Consider the following 14,863-nt stretch of genomic DNA (forward strand, 5'->3'; position numbering starts at 1 on the left):
CTACGTCAGGAGTTCCAACGCCCTCTTGTTCTGAACGAGCCGCTTCCGCTTTTGGTTTGATCACGGGAAACGAGGGAATTGACCGAAGTCCGGACTGCGTTTTTCTTTGAACGCGTCACGACCTTCTTTTGCTTCGTCAGTTGTATAGTACAATAACGTTGCATCTCCAGCTAATTGTTGAATACCAGCTAGACCGTCTGTGTCTGCGTTGAATGCAGCTTTTAGGAAACGAAGTGCCATTGGGCTGTTTGCTAAGATTTCTTGTGCCCATTGTACTGTTTCTGCTTCAAGCTCTTCTAATGGTACTACTGTGTTTACTAAGCCCATATCAAGCGCTTCTTGTGCGCTGTATTGACGGCATAGGTACCAAATTTCGCGAGCTTTCTTGTGGCCTACCATACGAGCTAAGTAACCAGCTCCGTATCCACCGTCAAAGCTTCCTACTTTAGGACCTGTTTGTCCGAATACAGCGTTGTCTGCAGCGATTGTTAAGTCACATACGATATGAAGTACGTGTCCACCACCGATTGCATAACCTGCTACCATTGCGATAACTGGTTTAGGAATTGCGCGAATTAGACGTTGTAAGTCTAATACGTTTAAACGAGGGATTTGGTCGTCACCTACATATCCACCATGACCGCGAACTTTTTGGTCGCCGCCAGAACAGAATGCACGTCCACCTTCACCTGTTAAAATGATAACGCCAACATTTGCATCATCACGAGCGTGTGCAAAAGCGTTGATTAACTCCATTACCGTTTTAGGACGGAATGCGTTATGTACTTCAGGACGGTTAATCGAAATCTTTGCGATACCATTGTATGTTGAATAAATAATATCTTCGTAATTGCCTTCTTTTACCCATTCAATAGCCATTACAACTACCTCCTTGTATATTTCTGATTTCCGCTATAAGTGCAACTTCCTTCTTAGATGAAAAAGCATCACTGCATAGTTTTTAGAAATCCCTTTACTATTGTATCAAACTTTTCCGGTTGTTCCACATGAATTGCATGGCCAGCACCATCAATTTTCACAAATTTCGCGTCAGAGACGCATTTTTCGATGTTTTTTAATATGCGAAAGAACTTTTCATCGTACTCTCCGTTCATTAAAAGAACGGGCATTTTTAAGTTTGGTAGCTCGTCCCACCATGAAGGCTGAGCCCCTGTTCCCATGCCGCGCAAGCTATTTGCAAGTCCTTTTGGATTGTTAGCAAGTCGTTCTTTTCGCACTGCTTCTTGTACGTTTTTTGCTAAACATTTTTGCGTTTCAAATAGCGGAATATTTTCCCACATCGTTACAAAACTATTGATGCCTTCTCGCTCAATTTTATTGGCAAGTCGCTCATCTTTTGCACGACGTTCTTCTCGCTCATCTTCACTTTCAAGCCCAGCTGTACAATTTTCTAATAAAAGAGAATGTACATACTCTGGATATAGGCATGCCATCGTAATCGCCAGTCTACCGCCCATTGAATAGCCAAGTATGTGTGCTTTTTCAATATGAAGATAATCTAGTAGTTCTTTCATTTGTAGCGCCACATTTCGAATATCATAATGAGTTACATCTTCAGGACTTTCCGTTTTTCCGTGCCCCACAATGTCTACTAAAATAACTTGAAACTGCTCGCTCCAAGAAGGAACGAAGGAACGCCACGTTTCCATGCTTCCCGTAAAACCATGAAGAAGTAGAAGTGGTTCCCCGCTTCCGACTACTTCATATTCATACGATACACCTTGCAACGTTACGTTCATTTTGATTTACCTTGCAACGATGTAGTAATTACATCCTGCGTTTTTGCCCATAATGTACGGTGCAATGTTAAGTTTTCATCACGGTTCGTACAAATTTCTACTACGTGTAAACCTTCCGTCGTCGTTCCCTTTTGTACCTCTTCTCGGAATTGCTCCCAACCATTTACACGGCTAAATGAACCGCCGTACATTTTGACAACATGCTCGTAATCAAGTCCAATTGGCGTTCCAAATAATGATTCGAAATGATCCTTTTTCTCATATTGTGGTAAGAATGAGAAAATACCGCCACCATCATTGTTTACAACGACAATCGTTATATTTAATTCATGTAATTTTGCGGCTAATAATCCGTTTAAATCGTGATAAAATGATAAATCACCAATAACTAATACGAGCGGATCGCAAATAATGCTCGCTCCTAAAGCTGTCGAAATGATTCCATCAATCCCGTTTACACCACGGTTTGCCATCACTTGAATATTTTTATCCGATGTGAAGAAGAATGAATCTGTATCACGAATTGGCATACTATTACTCGCAAATAATGTTGCCCCTTCTGGTAGTACGCGGACGATATCCGTAATAACTTTCCCTTCAAATGCCGTTTCATATGTTTCCATTTCACGAAGCGTTTCCTTCGTTTTTTCGTTTATATGTTGCCACATTCCGAACCAATCATTCTTTTTCATAGCTGGTATTCTTTCTATTAGTGCCCTGCAAAATGCAATATCACTTGCCTGTACAACTTCTGTCGCAACGAGAGCTGGATCTCTCCATTGTCCAGATTCCTCAACAACGATATGAACAGCTTTCGTCTGTTTTTTAATGAACTGCGTTAATGCTTTCGAAACAGGCATACCACCAAAGCGAATCATAACTTCTGGCTTCCACGTTTCTTTTAACAGTTCATTTCGTAAAAATGTATCGTAACAGTCGATTACCATCGTTTTATCGTGATGTCCGCTACGAATGTTAGACAGTGGATCCGCTAATATTGGATATCCCGTTTTTTCAGCTAGTTCTGCCGCAAACGCTGCGATTTCTGGATGACTATCATCTCCACAAATAATAAGCCCCTTTTCCATATGTGAAAGGCGCCCTACAAGAGAATCTACATATTCACTCGGCATCATCACGTTCCCTTGCTGAACTACTCCTGTATATTCCCCGCGTCCTTTATCCCATAAACTTTCTAATGAGAAATCTGGGATAAGCGGCTCGCGAACTGGAAAATTAAGATGAACAGGTCCTTGCGGCGCTAGAAGTGCGCTTGCTATCGTGCGCTGCGTCGTCATGCGAGCATAATGATACATCGCTTCACTCGCTTCTGGAAGTGCCATCTCTGTAAATTGCTTCACAAATGTACCGTATAAATTGAATTGATTCATCGCTTGTGGTGCACCAACATCTCTTAATTCATGCGGTCTATCTGCCGTTAAGACGATAAGCGGCACTCGTGAATGAAAAGCTTCACATACAGCTGGATAGTAGTTCGCTGCTGCCGTTCCTGACGTACATAATAATGCAACAGGACGTTTTTTTGCTTTTGCGATACCGAGCGCAAAAAATCCTGCTGATCTTTCATCTACATGTAAATATGTGTTCATTCCTTCATGTTGTTCCATTAGTAGAGCAATCGGTGTTGACCGTGAGCCTGGACTAATGACAACATCACATACATTTAGACGCGTCAGTTCATCCACGAACGCGCCTAAATAATATGATAATGCTTCTATATGATTGTTCATTTCATTAATTCCTCCAAAGCACCAAGCATCGGTCTAAACTTCAAGCTTGTTTCTTCATATTCAAGTTGCGGTACTGAATCAATTACAATCCCGCACCCGGCAAATAAGGATGCTTTCGCGCCATTTAATAATCCGCAGCGAAGTGCAACCGCAAATTCACCATTTCCTTCATCATCTATCCAGCCAATCGGTGCACCATATAAACCTCTGTCTAACAATTCAACATCACGAATCAGTTTCATTGCTTCCAAACGAGGTGTCCCGCCAAGAGCTGGTGTTGGGTGTAATTCTTCTACCATTGTTAAAAGACTCGCATCGCCTTTTGCCTCTACAGGCGTATATAAATGAATTAAGTTTTTCGTTGTTAATAAGCCCGGACTTTCCGGAATATTAACGGATTCGCAGTGTTCATTGAGTACTCCTCGAATCATGTTCACAACATAACCGTGTTCAGCTAAATTCTTTTCATCATGAAGAAGCGCATTACTATTTCGTTCACTTTCTTCTATAGATTGACCATGACCAGTTGAACCAGCAAGACACATCGAAGTAAACTTCTCATCTTCTTTGCGAATTAATCTCTCTGGCGTCGCTCCTAAGAAGCATGCTCCTTTATAATCAAAAGAAAATACGTAACAATCCGGTTGCCCAATGCGAAGCGCTTCTAAAACAAGAGCAGAATCAATATGATGATCCATTTCTACTTTTAGCTCCCTCGCTAATACAACCTTCTGCACGTTCCCCTGCTTCATCTCATCTTGCACTGTCTCAATGGCCTTCATCCAGCCTTTCGGATCTACTTCTACTTTAGAAGTAACTGTTAATTTCGATCCTTCTAGTGCACATTTACTCTCCCCAAAAATTTTCTCTTCTAAAGAAACAATTTCGTTATAAAGAGTTTCTGCACAATCAGTTGCTGAAACGAATGTATTCATTGTTAACCATGCTTTTTCATTTTTTACAGTTAATAAAAATGCTGGTAGTGAAAATGTCGTATCATCAAATTCTTTCCATAAGTCGGTTTTCTCTTTTTCTTGGTCAAATGAAAATCCACCAAATAAAAGAGGACCTGCTCCAAATTCGTATCTTTCTCTTTGTACAAATGCTTTCTCTTTTACTTTATCCCACTCGTCACGAGCCGTTTGAAAGCGTTTGTGAGAAGAAGTTGCTATAGTGAAAACAGAGCCAATTCCAGCAAATATTACATGCTGAGCTGGGTCTGCAAAATAACATCTATTTTCGAATGAGATCCTTTTTCCTGCTGCATAAAACAGAAGCGGATCTATCCAGTCTATTTGTTTTACGAAGCTAACCAATATTTTTTCATCAGTTGCACGCTTAATGGCTGCACTAAGAACATCTTGCAAGCCTATTTGTTTCGTTTGAATCACAATTGTCTCCCCCCTATGGGCGAAAAATAGTCATAATTACGCTTGATTTTAAGATACACCTCAAACGAAAGGCCTGTCAACGTTTAGCATTTCTGAGAAATTCACCTTCTCTTCCTAGAAAATAAACGTTGACACTAAATGATGCTTTTTCTACACTTAGTTGTGTACAATATGTGACCAAAGGAGGATTCAACATGGAAATGAACGTCGAAACGAATTCCTCTCCTACGGCGCCAAAGCCAAGTAAGCAAACCGGCTGGCGCATTTGGTGGAGTTTACTACGTCCCCATACATTAACAGCAGCTTTCGTTCCTGTTTTCATCGGAACAGCCTATGCGATGCAGGTCGGAGGTATAAATCAAATACATCTCCCTCTTTTCCTTATGATGCTTCTCGCTTGTCTTCTCATTCAAGCAGCAACAAACATGTTTAATGAATACTTTGATTATAAAAGAGGACTCGATCACGAAGGGTCAGTTGGTATCGGCGGCGCTATCGTTCGCGATGGCATTCAGCCGAAAACAGTGCTTAACTTAGCATTTGGATTTTTCGGCATCGCAATACTATTAGGTGTTTATATTTGTATGAATTCTAGCTGGTGGCTTGCTGCAATCGGTCTTGTTTGTATGGCCGTTGCCTACCTTTATACAGGTGGCCCACTTCCAATTGCCTATACACCATTTGGAGAGTTAACAGCCGGATTATTTATGGGTGTCATTATTATTGGGATTTCATTCTTTATTCAAACTGGAACTGTAACATCCGAAGTCATTTTATTATCTATTCCAAGCTCCATTTTAATTGGTGCCATTTTACTAGCTAATAACATTCGTGACTTAGATGGCGATAAAGAGAACGGTCGTAAAACGTTAGCAATTCTCGTTGGACGTGAAAGAGCTGTTGGTGTACTTGCTTCTATGTTCATCGTTTCTTATATTTGGACAATCGCTCTAATTATCGTTAACATCGTATCACCATGGATGCTTATCGTATTTTTAAGTGCACCGAAAGCATTGAAAGCGACGAAAGGCTTTATCGGTAAAAGTATTCCAATGGAAATGGTACCTGCGATGATTGCAACAGCAAAAACAAATACAATCTTCGGTCTCCTTATGGGAATCGGATTATTGCTTGGATATTTCCTATAAAGTGAAACTTTAATCATCTGCCCGTTAATGCGGGATAAAAAGGAGCTGCTGACGCGGCTCCTTTTTCATATACCAATTTCAGCTCATAATTCCCACCTCCAACGCTCATACTATGTAAAGAAACTGACTTGTAGGAAGGTGGACGACTATGTTAACTCCACAACAAATAAATCAATTTAAATCTATTTTAGAAAAACAACAGCAAGAAGTTGAACAAACAATACAAACTCATGAGAATACAGATCGTGCTTCTGAACGCGATTCTGTTGGAGAATTATCTAGCTATGACAATCATCCAGGTGATATGGCTACAGAATTGTACGAACGTGAAAAAGATTTCGGGCTCATCGAATTTTGGCATAAGCAGCTAGAAGATACGAAACATGCCCTACAAAAAATAGAAGCAGGTACGTACGGCATTTGCGAAGTGTCTGGCGAAGAAATTCCATTTGAAAGATTAGAAGCAATGCCGACCGCTACAACATGCATCCAGCACACGACAAGTAAGTTAAATATGAATACACGACCAGTTGAAGAAGAAGTGTTGTCTCCTTCTTTCCACAAACATGATGAAGATCATTCTGTTGAATACGATGCGGAAGATGCATGGCAAGATGTTGCCAATTACGGAACGTCTGAAACACCATCTGATTTAGAAAGACAAGATTCAAAAAACTATAATGGCATGTACGTAAATAGCGAGGAAAATGTAGGCTACGTAGAGGATTTCGAAAACTTTATCGGTACAGATATGTATGGGAAAAACCCACAAGTTTTCGCTACGGAAGATCATGAAGAATATGAACAAATGCTCGATGACTTTGAAGAGCGTACTTTCAAAGGCGAACTATCTTCAAATGAGTCAAGTTCCAAAGAATAAAAAAAAGCATTCCGAAATTCGGAATGCTTTTTATCGCTAGCTAATTAGTTTTTTGTAACGTTAGCTGCTTGTGGTCCGCGGTTTCCTTCAACGATTTCGAAAGAAACTTCTTGACCTTCTTCTAAAGTTTTGAAGCCGTCGCCTTGGATAGCTGAGAAATGTACGAATACGTCTTCTCCGCCTTCAACTTCGATGAAGCCAAAACCTTTTTCGCCGTTAAACCATTTAACTTTACCTGTTTGCATGTCATGTACCTCCTAAATAAAAATGAAACTATGAATCCACATGAAAAGGTGGATATAAAGGACATGAATGTATAACAAGCTTACAGCCTTTAATACAACGTGCTTTATTTCCGTACCACATTATGTAGCTCAATAGTTCTTTCACTATATCATGCTATGTCAAAAACGTCAAATGAGAACACTTTCAATCCATCGTTTTTTATAATCCTAGTATAACCTTAAATTTTCATTCTATTTTTATTCAAAAATTAACAAATCTACAGTATTCTAATTCCTTTGATTTCTGTACAATATAATTACTACATATGATGAGGTGAAAAAATGCAAGCACATGAAATCGAGTATAAATTATATGGCGATGATATGCAGTTTGTTGAAATTGAATTAGATCCAGAAGAAAGCGTTATCGCAGAGGCTGGCGCAATGATGATGATGGAAGATCATATCGAAATGGAAACCATTTTCGGTGATGGTTCTGGCCCATCTAGTGGTCTATTCGGTAAATTAATGGGCGCTGGTAAGCGTCTTGTTACAGGTGAAAGTATGTTTATGACTGTCTTTACAAATACAGGTCATGGCAAGCGCCACGTATCATTCGCCGCTCCTTATCCAGGAAAAATCATCCCTGTTGATTTAACACAATATCAAGGAAAAGTCGTTTGTCAAAAAGACGCGTTTCTTTGTGCAGCAAAGGGCGTTTCTATCGGAATTGAGTTTACGAAAAAAATTGGAACTGGTTTCTTCGGTGGTGAAGGTTTCATCATGCAGAAACTTGAAGGTGATGGACTCGCTTTCATGCATGCAGGAGGAACTGTATATAAGCGTGAATTAAAACCTGGCGAAAGACTTCGCATCGATACAGGTTGTCTCGTTGCCATGACAAAAGACGTTAACTACGATATCGAGTTCGTTGGAAAAGTAAAAACAGCTCTATTTGGCGGCGAAGGTTTATTCTTCGCAACGTTAGAAGGTCCTGGAACGGTTTGGATTCAGTCCTTAACACTTAGCCGTTTAGCAGCACGCCTTACAAGCCCAGCAGCTCAAAACAGCGGTGAAGGCAGCGTTTTAGGCGGACTTGGACGTTTATTAGATGGAAAAGAGTAAACAGTGCCCTTATGGGGTGCTGTTTTATTTTGGCATGATTCGTCCATAAGTCGCTATAATTTCATCCACTAATTTAGATACGCGATACAAACTATTTGCCCCCTCCAAAAGAATGAATCAAGTCCCTCACTGCATATATTGAACTATACCTTTTCTTAAGGAGGGCTTCCTTAATGCGTACTCCTTTATCCTTCGATAAAGATACTGCCATATTGTTAGCTTCTTGTTGTGAGTTAACGTATGAACAATATAAACAAAATGGGATTTTCGAAATACCGGATGGTTTTCAATATGTACAAGGCTTTCAAGGAAAAACCATTCAAACGACAGAATGGTTCGGATTCATACTAGAATCTGAGGATACGATTATTGTAGCTTTTCGCGGGACACAAACAGATACAGACTGGATTATCGATTCACTCGTTAACCAAAAACCATACCCATATGCTTTAAACAGCGGGAATGTCCATAACGGCTTTCTTTCCATTTATGAATCTTGCCGAGATTCTATTATGGATATGCTCGTATCACTACCAGCCCATAAAAAACTTCTTGCAACAGGTCATAGCTTAGGCGGCGCGCTCGCCACATTACATATACTCGATGCGCGTATAAACACTGCCTTTGCACAGTACGGTCTTTATACATTTGCCTCTCCAAAAGTCGGAGATATTGCATTTCGCAATTATTATAAACTACAAGTAGCTAGTAGCTTTCGCTTCGTTAATCTATTTGATGTCGTTCCTCTTCTCCCTCCGCGCAATGTCCATTTTAATGACCAAGACTGGGAATATGCACACGTTCATCACAACATGACATTTACAAAAAACACAAAATCTATTACAAATAATCATGCCATGACAACATACAAAACATGTCTGACTTCTCATTTTTAACCAGGTAATGATTGGAAACCCTATATCCTTATACTATAATAATATATGAAGTTATTTTTGGATGAGGGGACCTTGCATGCTAAAATTTATCTTTGCACTTTTTCTCATTGTAATTTTTACGTTTACAGGTTTCTTTACATTTTCATACTTTGCGACGGGAGAATATGGTGGAACAGGTATCATATATACCGCTATCCCATTTCTTTCTTAAGCAAAAAAAGAAAACCGAGCTTAATGAGATTAAGCTCGGTTTTTTAAGTGATTATATTCCTCTTTTATTCATGAATACACTTTGTATTCATGAATAAAAGTCCCTTCAAAAGGGACTTTCACTTAATACTGTGTAACCGTATTACCAATACTCCAAATCTCATTACTATACTGTAAAATCGTTCGATCACTCGCAAAATGACCAGACTGTGCAATATTTAAAATCGACATTTCTAGCCACTTCGTTCGGTTTTCATACGCTCTACCAACAGCTTCTTGCCTTTCCGCATATGGACCAAAATCTCGCAGAACGAAGTATTCATCATTTTGAATTACGAGAGAATCATAAATCGCTTCAAATTCAGCTCCCGAATGTGCAAAGAAACCATTCGTTAACTGATCTACTACCTTTTTAATATGCATATTGTGGTGATAATAATCACTTGCACGATATCCACCATTTTGATAGTAATGAAGAACCTCTTCCGCTGTTAAGCCAAAAATGAAACAGTTATCATCACCGACCCGGTCTTTTATTTCAACATTAGCTCCGTCTAACGTTCCGAGTGTAATCGCACCATTCATCATAAATTTCATATTCCCTGTTCCTGATGCTTCTTTACTCGCAGTTGAAATTTGCTCACTCACATCCGCAGCTGGGAATATATCTTCTGCTAAAGAAACTCGGTAGTTTTCTAGAAAGATAACTTTCATATATTGACTCACATACGGATCATTATTCACTTTCCTTGCGAGCTCATTGATTAATTTAATAATTTTTTTTGCATAGTAATAGCCAGGTGATGCTTTCGCTCCAAAGATAAAAGTACGCGGATAAAATGTAAAACTAGCATCCTCTTTCAAACGGTTATACAAATATAAAATATGAAGAACGTTTAATAGTTGTCGTTTGTAAGCATGTAGTCTTTTTACTTGCACATCAAAAATAGAATTAGGATCAATTGTAATCCCCATTTTATTATGAATACGCTCCGCTAAAATCTCTTTACGCTCTTGCTTTACCTCTGCAAATTTCTCTTGGAAACTCGCATCGTATTGAACTGTTTGCAGCGCTTGAAGCTTAATCGGTTCTTTCTTCCACTCTGTTCCAATCGCCTCTGAAATAAGGTTCGTCAGCTGCGGATTCGCCTTCATTAACCAGCGTCTATGAGCGATTCCATTCGTTTTATTATTAAACTTATCTGGATAAAACTCATAAAACAATCGCATTTCACGTTGCTTTAAAATTTCCGTATGAATTTTTGCTACACCATTTACGCTATGGCTACCGACAATTGCTAAATGAGCCATTTTCACAAGATCATGCGCAATAATCGCCATCTCTTCAATACGATGCCATTCATATGGATAACGTTCCCAAAGTTCATGACAGAAACGTTCATTAATCTCTTCAATAATCATATAAATTCTCGGTAATAACGGTTTAAAAATGTGAATTGGCCACTTCTCAAGCGCTTCTGATAACGTCGTATGATTCGTATAAGAAATCGTTTGCGTCGTTATGTGCCAAGCATCTTCCCATGCTAGTTTTTCTTCATCTAATAAAATACGCATTAGTTCTGGAATCGCCAAAACTGGATGTGTATCATTAATATGAATCGCAATTTTCTCATGTAATTGACGAAGGTCACCATATCTTTCTCTATGCATACGAACGATATTTTGCAAACTTGCTGATACGAGGAAATACTGTTGTTTCAAACGAAGTATTTTCCCCTCATCATGCGTATCATCTGGATATAAAAACTCCGATACCGCCTCTGTTTCACGCTTATATTTCAAAATATCTTTGCAATTTTGCGGGAAAGGAACTGGCTCAGCATTCCAAAGTCTGAGTGTATTTACAGTACTCGTCTCATAACCTACTACTGGAACGTCATATGGTACTGCCATAATCACTTCTGCATTCGTATGCCTGAACTCTAAACGCCCGTCAATGTATAGCGGTTCAACATTGCCGAAATAACTTACTTCTACAGCTTGATCATGCCTTCTTACTTCCCATACGTTTTCATGAAGAAGCCACTGTTCTGGAAACTCAACTTGATAACCATCAACAATTTTTTGATCAAATAAGCCGTGTTTGTAACGAATTCCACAGCCATGACCTGGTAAGTTTAAAGATGCAAGTGAATCAAGGAAACAGGCTGCTAATCGTCCAAGTCCACCATTTCCAAGACCTGCATCTGCTTCCACCTCTTCTAACTGTTGCAAAGAAATCCCAAGCTCAGAAAGTCCTTGCTCACATACATCCCTGATGCCTAAATTTAATATGTTACTTCCAAGCAAACGCCCAAGTAAAAACTCAATGGATAAGTAATACATTTGCTTTTGCTCTCCAGATCGATAACTTTCGTTCGTTGCGATCCATTGACTATTCATATACTCACGCACCATGTACCCAAGCGTATTGTATTGGTCACGAGTTGTAGAATCTTTGAAACTTTTCCCATACATCGTCTCTAACTTTTCTAGAAAAGCTGATTTGAAGCTTTCAACATGAGTAAACATTTCTTCACCACCTACATGTTATTCCATGAGACTTTTATACAATTTCTTATAAGCAAGAGCTGATTTCTCCCAGCTATAATCTTCAGTCATCGCTTGTTTTACAAGCTGCTTCCATACCGGTTTATCATGATAAAATTCAATTGCACGAAGAACCGTGTGCAACATGTCATGTGCATTAAAGTTCGTGAAACTGAAACCATTTCCTTCTCCAGTTTCTTCGTCATAAGATTGTACTGTATCATTTAATCCGCCTGTCTCTCTTACAATCGGAATTGTACCGTACGCTAATGCGATAAGTTGTCCAAGTCCACACGGTTCAAATAGTGATGGCATTAAGAATAAATCACTTCCCGCATACACTTGGTGAGCTAACTCTTCATTAAATCCGATATACACTTTTACCTTCTCAGGATACTCGTATGCCATCCACTCAAAGAATTGTTCATATTCAGAATCACCTGATCCTAAAATAATACATTGCACATCTTCCTCCATTATTTCGCGGAATACAGTACGTACTAAATCAAGACCTTTTTGCTTCGTTAATCTCGTTACCATCGAAATAATTGGTGTATCTTCTTTTTCTGGCAAACCAAAATAACGCTGCAATGCGCGTTTATTTTCATTCTTTTCCTCTAATGACTCTGCATCATACTGAGCAGTAATATACGAATCCGTTTTTGGATTATATACGCTCGTATCAATTCCATTTACGATACCGCTAAGCTTACCATTATTTTTTCGTAACAATCCATCTAACTTCTCACCGAAAAACTCATATTGAATTTCCTCTTTGTATGTCGGGCTAACCGCTGTAATTTGATCAGAAGCGATAATTCCACCCTTCATAAAGTTCACATTTCCATAAAACTCTAGCTGCTCACTATGAAAATATTCATCACCAAGTTCTAACAAGTCGTACATCACTTCAGGAGGAAATACACCTTGGAACTGCAAGTTATGAATCGTATACACCGTTTTAATATGCTCATATAATGGATTATCTTGATACTTTTCACGCAGTAAGAAATTCACCATAGCTGTATGCCAATCGTGGCTATGAAGAACATCCACTTCGAAATCAAGATGCGGAATACACTCTAAAACTGCTTTCGAAAAATAAGAAAAACGCTCTCCGTCATCATAATGACCATATAGAGAATCTCTCTTAAAATAATATTCATTATCTATTAAGTAGTACGTAATCCCGTCTTGCTCACCTTTTAAAATTCCGCAATATTGATTTCTCCACCCAAGCGGGACGTTAATTACTTTATGTAACGTACATCCATCCCTTAATTTTTGCGGAATAAGACTATAATTTGGAAGTATAATACGAACGTCCACACCTAATTTTTTCAGCTCTTTTGGGAGCGCACCTGCTACATCAGCTAATCCTCCCGATTTAACAAATGGTACACATTCTGATACTGCAAATAAAATATTCACTTGTTGTCCCACTGCACGAAAAGCTTATATGACTTCCCTTGCAGCTTCCTCCCTTCGAGTTTTCATTTGAATGAATGCTTTAATCAGTGGAGGAAAAACCCCCACTGATCTTTTTAACGAATTTACCGAAAGAATTCTCCTTCCTCAACCGTGTGAAGGGCAATAGCCCAACGGTAGGTGGGAGATGAATTTCGGTTTGGCATAGCCAAAAACTTTTGATAAACTAACTATATGAAGTTCTTTGATAACTTGATATAGAAGGTTGCAGGAAGAAAATAGAGTGCGAAAACCAAGCCATATTCGGTTCCTGCGTAAAATATCAACCGTACGAAAAGGGCGTCCAAGCGTTGGACATCTAGGGGTGGAACACCCCGAAGTAACGCTCAGGGAGACGAAAGGTTACTTTCGTCGTGGAACTGAGAAGCTCCCACTTCAAGCTTTGCTAAGTGGCGAGTAGTTCACGAATAACTATTAATCGTACTGTTTTGAACGCTTCCTTTTTCGATAACGTATGGCTCATCGGCGTTTCCTTTTAGTACAACACCGTCACCAATTTTCACGTCTTTATCAATAATAACACCGTCTATTATACAGTTATCTCCAATTTTGCTCTTTTGCATAATAATACTATTACGAACAATTGAACCTTTTCCAATTTTAACAGAACGGGAGATAACACTATTTTCTACTTCTCCTTCAATAATACTGCCGTTTGCAATCATTGTATTTTTCACGGCTGCACCCTTCAGGTAACGAGTTGGTGGTTCATCTTTTACTTTCGTAAAGATCGGTGCTTCTTTCTTAAATAATTGCTTCCAAATAGCAGGCTGCAAAATTTCTAAACTATGTTTATAGTAACTTTCAATCGAATCAATAATAGCTACATAACCTGTATGCTCATACGTAGCAATATGCAGTGATTTTCCGCGCTTTTCTCTCACTACATCAAATAAACTGTATTGCTCCACATCTTTATATGTCTCAAATAAATCTAACAATAATTGTTTCTTTAACACGTATGTTTGAAGCGAAACCCCTTCATGGCAAACTTCAGTAATATCAGCTGCCGTATGTATATGTCGCTCTAACACCCCTTGAAAATTTAATGCTGTTACGAGATGGCTATTCGTAATAACAACGTATTCTTCTCTAGCTCTTAAAAAATAATCAATATGTCTTCTAAAATGTGCAAAAGACCCAAATTCATCTTGGTCACATTGGCAATTTGGCGGGAATAAAAACAGTCCGTCTCTTTTTCTATCTAAATCCCACTGTTTTCCTGAACCAACATGGTCCATTAGTGAACGGTTTTTATGACTTGTAAAAACCGCTACACTATGAATATTAGAATTCACCATATTTGAAAGCATGAAATCAATGAGTCGGTAACGGCCCCCAAACGGTAACGCCGCTAATGAACGATGCCCTGTTACTTTCTTTAAGGAAGGAAAACTTCCCGTTGCATTAATAATTCCTAACATTTTTTCTCCCATTCAT

At 39.0% G+C, this 14,863-nt stretch carries 13 protein-coding genes; 5 read left to right on the top strand and 8 right to left on the bottom strand.

Going from position 1 to position 14,863, the window contains the following annotated elements; all coding sequences use genetic code 11:
• Positions 1-60: 60 nt before the first annotated feature.
• The 4 genes from menB to J0835_RS23910 all read right to left on the bottom strand — a co-directional run bounded on the left by menB (position 61) and on the right by J0835_RS23910 (position 4,902).
• Positions 61-879 carry a 1,4-dihydroxy-2-naphthoyl-CoA synthase gene (gene menB, locus J0835_RS23895; protein ID WP_000963888.1) on the bottom strand — a complete coding sequence of 273 codons (819 nt, stop codon included), beginning with the start codon at positions 877-879 and terminating at the stop codon, positions 61-63.
• A gap of 68 nt (positions 880-947) precedes the next feature.
• Positions 948-1,760 carry a 2-succinyl-6-hydroxy-2,4-cyclohexadiene-1-carboxylate synthase gene (gene menH, locus J0835_RS23900; RefSeq protein WP_087982692.1) on the bottom strand — a complete coding sequence of 271 codons (813 nt, stop codon included), beginning with the start codon at positions 1,758-1,760 and terminating at the stop codon, positions 948-950.
• The gene (gene menD / locus J0835_RS23905) at positions 1,757-3,511 is read right to left on the bottom strand and encodes a 2-succinyl-5-enolpyruvyl-6-hydroxy-3-cyclohexene-1-carboxylic-acid synthase (protein ID WP_144536338.1); all 1,755 of its coding nucleotides are present in this window, start codon (positions 3,509-3,511) and stop codon (positions 1,757-1,759) included. Before menD ends, menH begins: the two co-directional genes overlap by 4 nt.
• The gene (locus tag J0835_RS23910) at positions 3,508-4,902 is read right to left on the bottom strand and encodes an isochorismate synthase (protein ID WP_087982694.1); all 1,395 of its coding nucleotides are present in this window, start codon (positions 4,900-4,902) and stop codon (positions 3,508-3,510) included. Before J0835_RS23910 ends, menD begins: the two co-directional genes overlap by 4 nt.
• 194 nt (positions 4,903-5,096) lie before the next feature.
• Here J0835_RS23910 and J0835_RS23915 point away from each other — a divergent pair, with 194 nt between their 5' ends.
• Positions 5,097-6,050: a 1,4-dihydroxy-2-naphthoate polyprenyltransferase gene (locus J0835_RS23915; RefSeq protein WP_000425755.1), complete on the top strand. Its 954-nt coding sequence runs from the start codon at positions 5,097-5,099 to the stop codon at positions 6,048-6,050.
• A 148-nt stretch (positions 6,051-6,198) separates the two neighbouring features.
• Positions 6,199-6,930 (top strand): yteA family sporulation protein, encoded by a 732-nt coding sequence (locus J0835_RS23920; RefSeq protein ID WP_087982696.1) that lies wholly within the window; start codon positions 6,199-6,201, stop codon positions 6,928-6,930.
• Positions 6,931-6,974: 44 nt separating this feature from the next.
• Here the strand turns inward: J0835_RS23920 and cspD are convergent, their stop codons facing one another.
• Positions 6,975-7,175 carry a cold-shock protein CspD gene (cspD, locus tag J0835_RS23925; protein ID WP_001193052.1) on the bottom strand — a complete coding sequence of 67 codons (201 nt, stop codon included), beginning with the start codon at positions 7,173-7,175 and terminating at the stop codon, positions 6,975-6,977.
• A 321-nt stretch (positions 7,176-7,496) separates the two neighbouring features.
• On the opposite strand from cspD, the gene J0835_RS23930 reads away from it, so the two are divergent.
• The 3 genes from J0835_RS23930 (at position 7,497) to J0835_RS23940 (ending at position 9,386) form a co-directional block, all read left to right on the top strand.
• Positions 7,497-8,279, top strand: a complete 783-nt coding sequence (locus J0835_RS23930; protein WP_001147830.1) for a TIGR00266 family protein — start codon at positions 7,497-7,499, stop codon at positions 8,277-8,279.
• 173 nt (positions 8,280-8,452) lie between these two features.
• Positions 8,453-9,175, top strand: a complete 723-nt coding sequence (locus J0835_RS23935) for a lipase family protein (protein WP_001260119.1) — start codon at positions 8,453-8,455, stop codon at positions 9,173-9,175.
• 76 nt (positions 9,176-9,251) lie between these two features.
• A complete protein-coding gene (locus J0835_RS23940; RefSeq protein ID WP_000911073.1) occupies positions 9,252-9,386 on the top strand; it encodes a hypothetical protein in 135 nt (44 codons plus the stop codon).
• 122 nt (positions 9,387-9,508) lie between these two features.
• Here J0835_RS23940 and glgP read toward each other — a convergent pair whose 3' ends face one another.
• The 3 genes from glgP to glgD form a co-directional block, all read right to left on the bottom strand.
• Complete coding sequence (gene glgP, locus J0835_RS23945; protein ID WP_087982698.1) at positions 9,509-11,917, bottom strand: glycogen phosphorylase; 2,409 nt, start codon at positions 11,915-11,917, stop codon at positions 9,509-9,511.
• An 18-nt stretch (positions 11,918-11,935) separates the two neighbouring features.
• Positions 11,936-13,366 carry a glycogen synthase GlgA gene (gene glgA, locus J0835_RS23950; RefSeq protein WP_087982754.1) on the bottom strand — a complete coding sequence of 477 codons (1,431 nt, stop codon included), beginning with the start codon at positions 13,364-13,366 and terminating at the stop codon, positions 11,936-11,938.
• A 458-nt stretch (positions 13,367-13,824) separates the two neighbouring features.
• The gene (glgD, locus tag J0835_RS23955; protein ID WP_087982700.1) at positions 13,825-14,859 is read right to left on the bottom strand and encodes a glucose-1-phosphate adenylyltransferase subunit GlgD; all 1,035 of its coding nucleotides are present in this window, start codon (positions 14,857-14,859) and stop codon (positions 13,825-13,827) included.
• Positions 14,860-14,863 lie beyond the last annotated feature (4 nt).

It is taken from the genome of Bacillus cereus group sp. Sample62, assembly GCF_036851315.1.
Lineage (GTDB): Bacteria > Bacillota > Bacilli > Bacillales > Bacillaceae_G > Bacillus_A > Bacillus_A wiedmannii.

Excerpts from the sequence above, each read along its gene's own strand:
- menB (WP_000963888.1), bottom strand. The coding sequence starts at position 879 with ATGGCTATTGAATGGGTAAAAGAAGGCAATTACGAAGATATTATTTAT.
- menH (WP_087982692.1), bottom strand. The coding sequence starts at position 1,760 with ATGAACGTAACGTTGCAAGGTGTATCGTATGAATATGAAGTAGTCGGA.
- menD (WP_144536338.1), bottom strand. The coding sequence starts at position 3,511 with ATGAACAATCATATAGAAGCATTATCATATTATTTAGGCGCGTTCGTG.
- J0835_RS23915 (WP_000425755.1), top strand. The coding sequence starts at position 5,097 with ATGGAAATGAACGTCGAAACGAATTCCTCTCCTACGGCGCCAAAGCCA.
- J0835_RS23920 (WP_087982696.1), top strand. The coding sequence starts at position 6,199 with ATGTTAACTCCACAACAAATAAATCAATTTAAATCTATTTTAGAAAAA.
- cspD (WP_001193052.1), bottom strand. The coding sequence starts at position 7,175 with ATGCAAACAGGTAAAGTTAAATGGTTTAACGGCGAAAAAGGTTTTGGC.
- J0835_RS23930 (WP_001147830.1), top strand. The coding sequence starts at position 7,497 with ATGCAAGCACATGAAATCGAGTATAAATTATATGGCGATGATATGCAG.
- J0835_RS23935 (WP_001260119.1), top strand. The coding sequence starts at position 8,453 with ATGCGTACTCCTTTATCCTTCGATAAAGATACTGCCATATTGTTAGCT.
- J0835_RS23940 (WP_000911073.1), top strand. The coding sequence starts at position 9,252 with ATGCTAAAATTTATCTTTGCACTTTTTCTCATTGTAATTTTTACGTTT.
- glgP (WP_087982698.1), bottom strand. The coding sequence starts at position 11,917 with ATGTTTACTCATGTTGAAAGCTTCAAATCAGCTTTTCTAGAAAAGTTA.
- glgD (WP_087982700.1), bottom strand. The coding sequence starts at position 14,859 with ATGGGAGAAAAAATGTTAGGAATTATTAATGCAACGGGAAGTTTTCCT.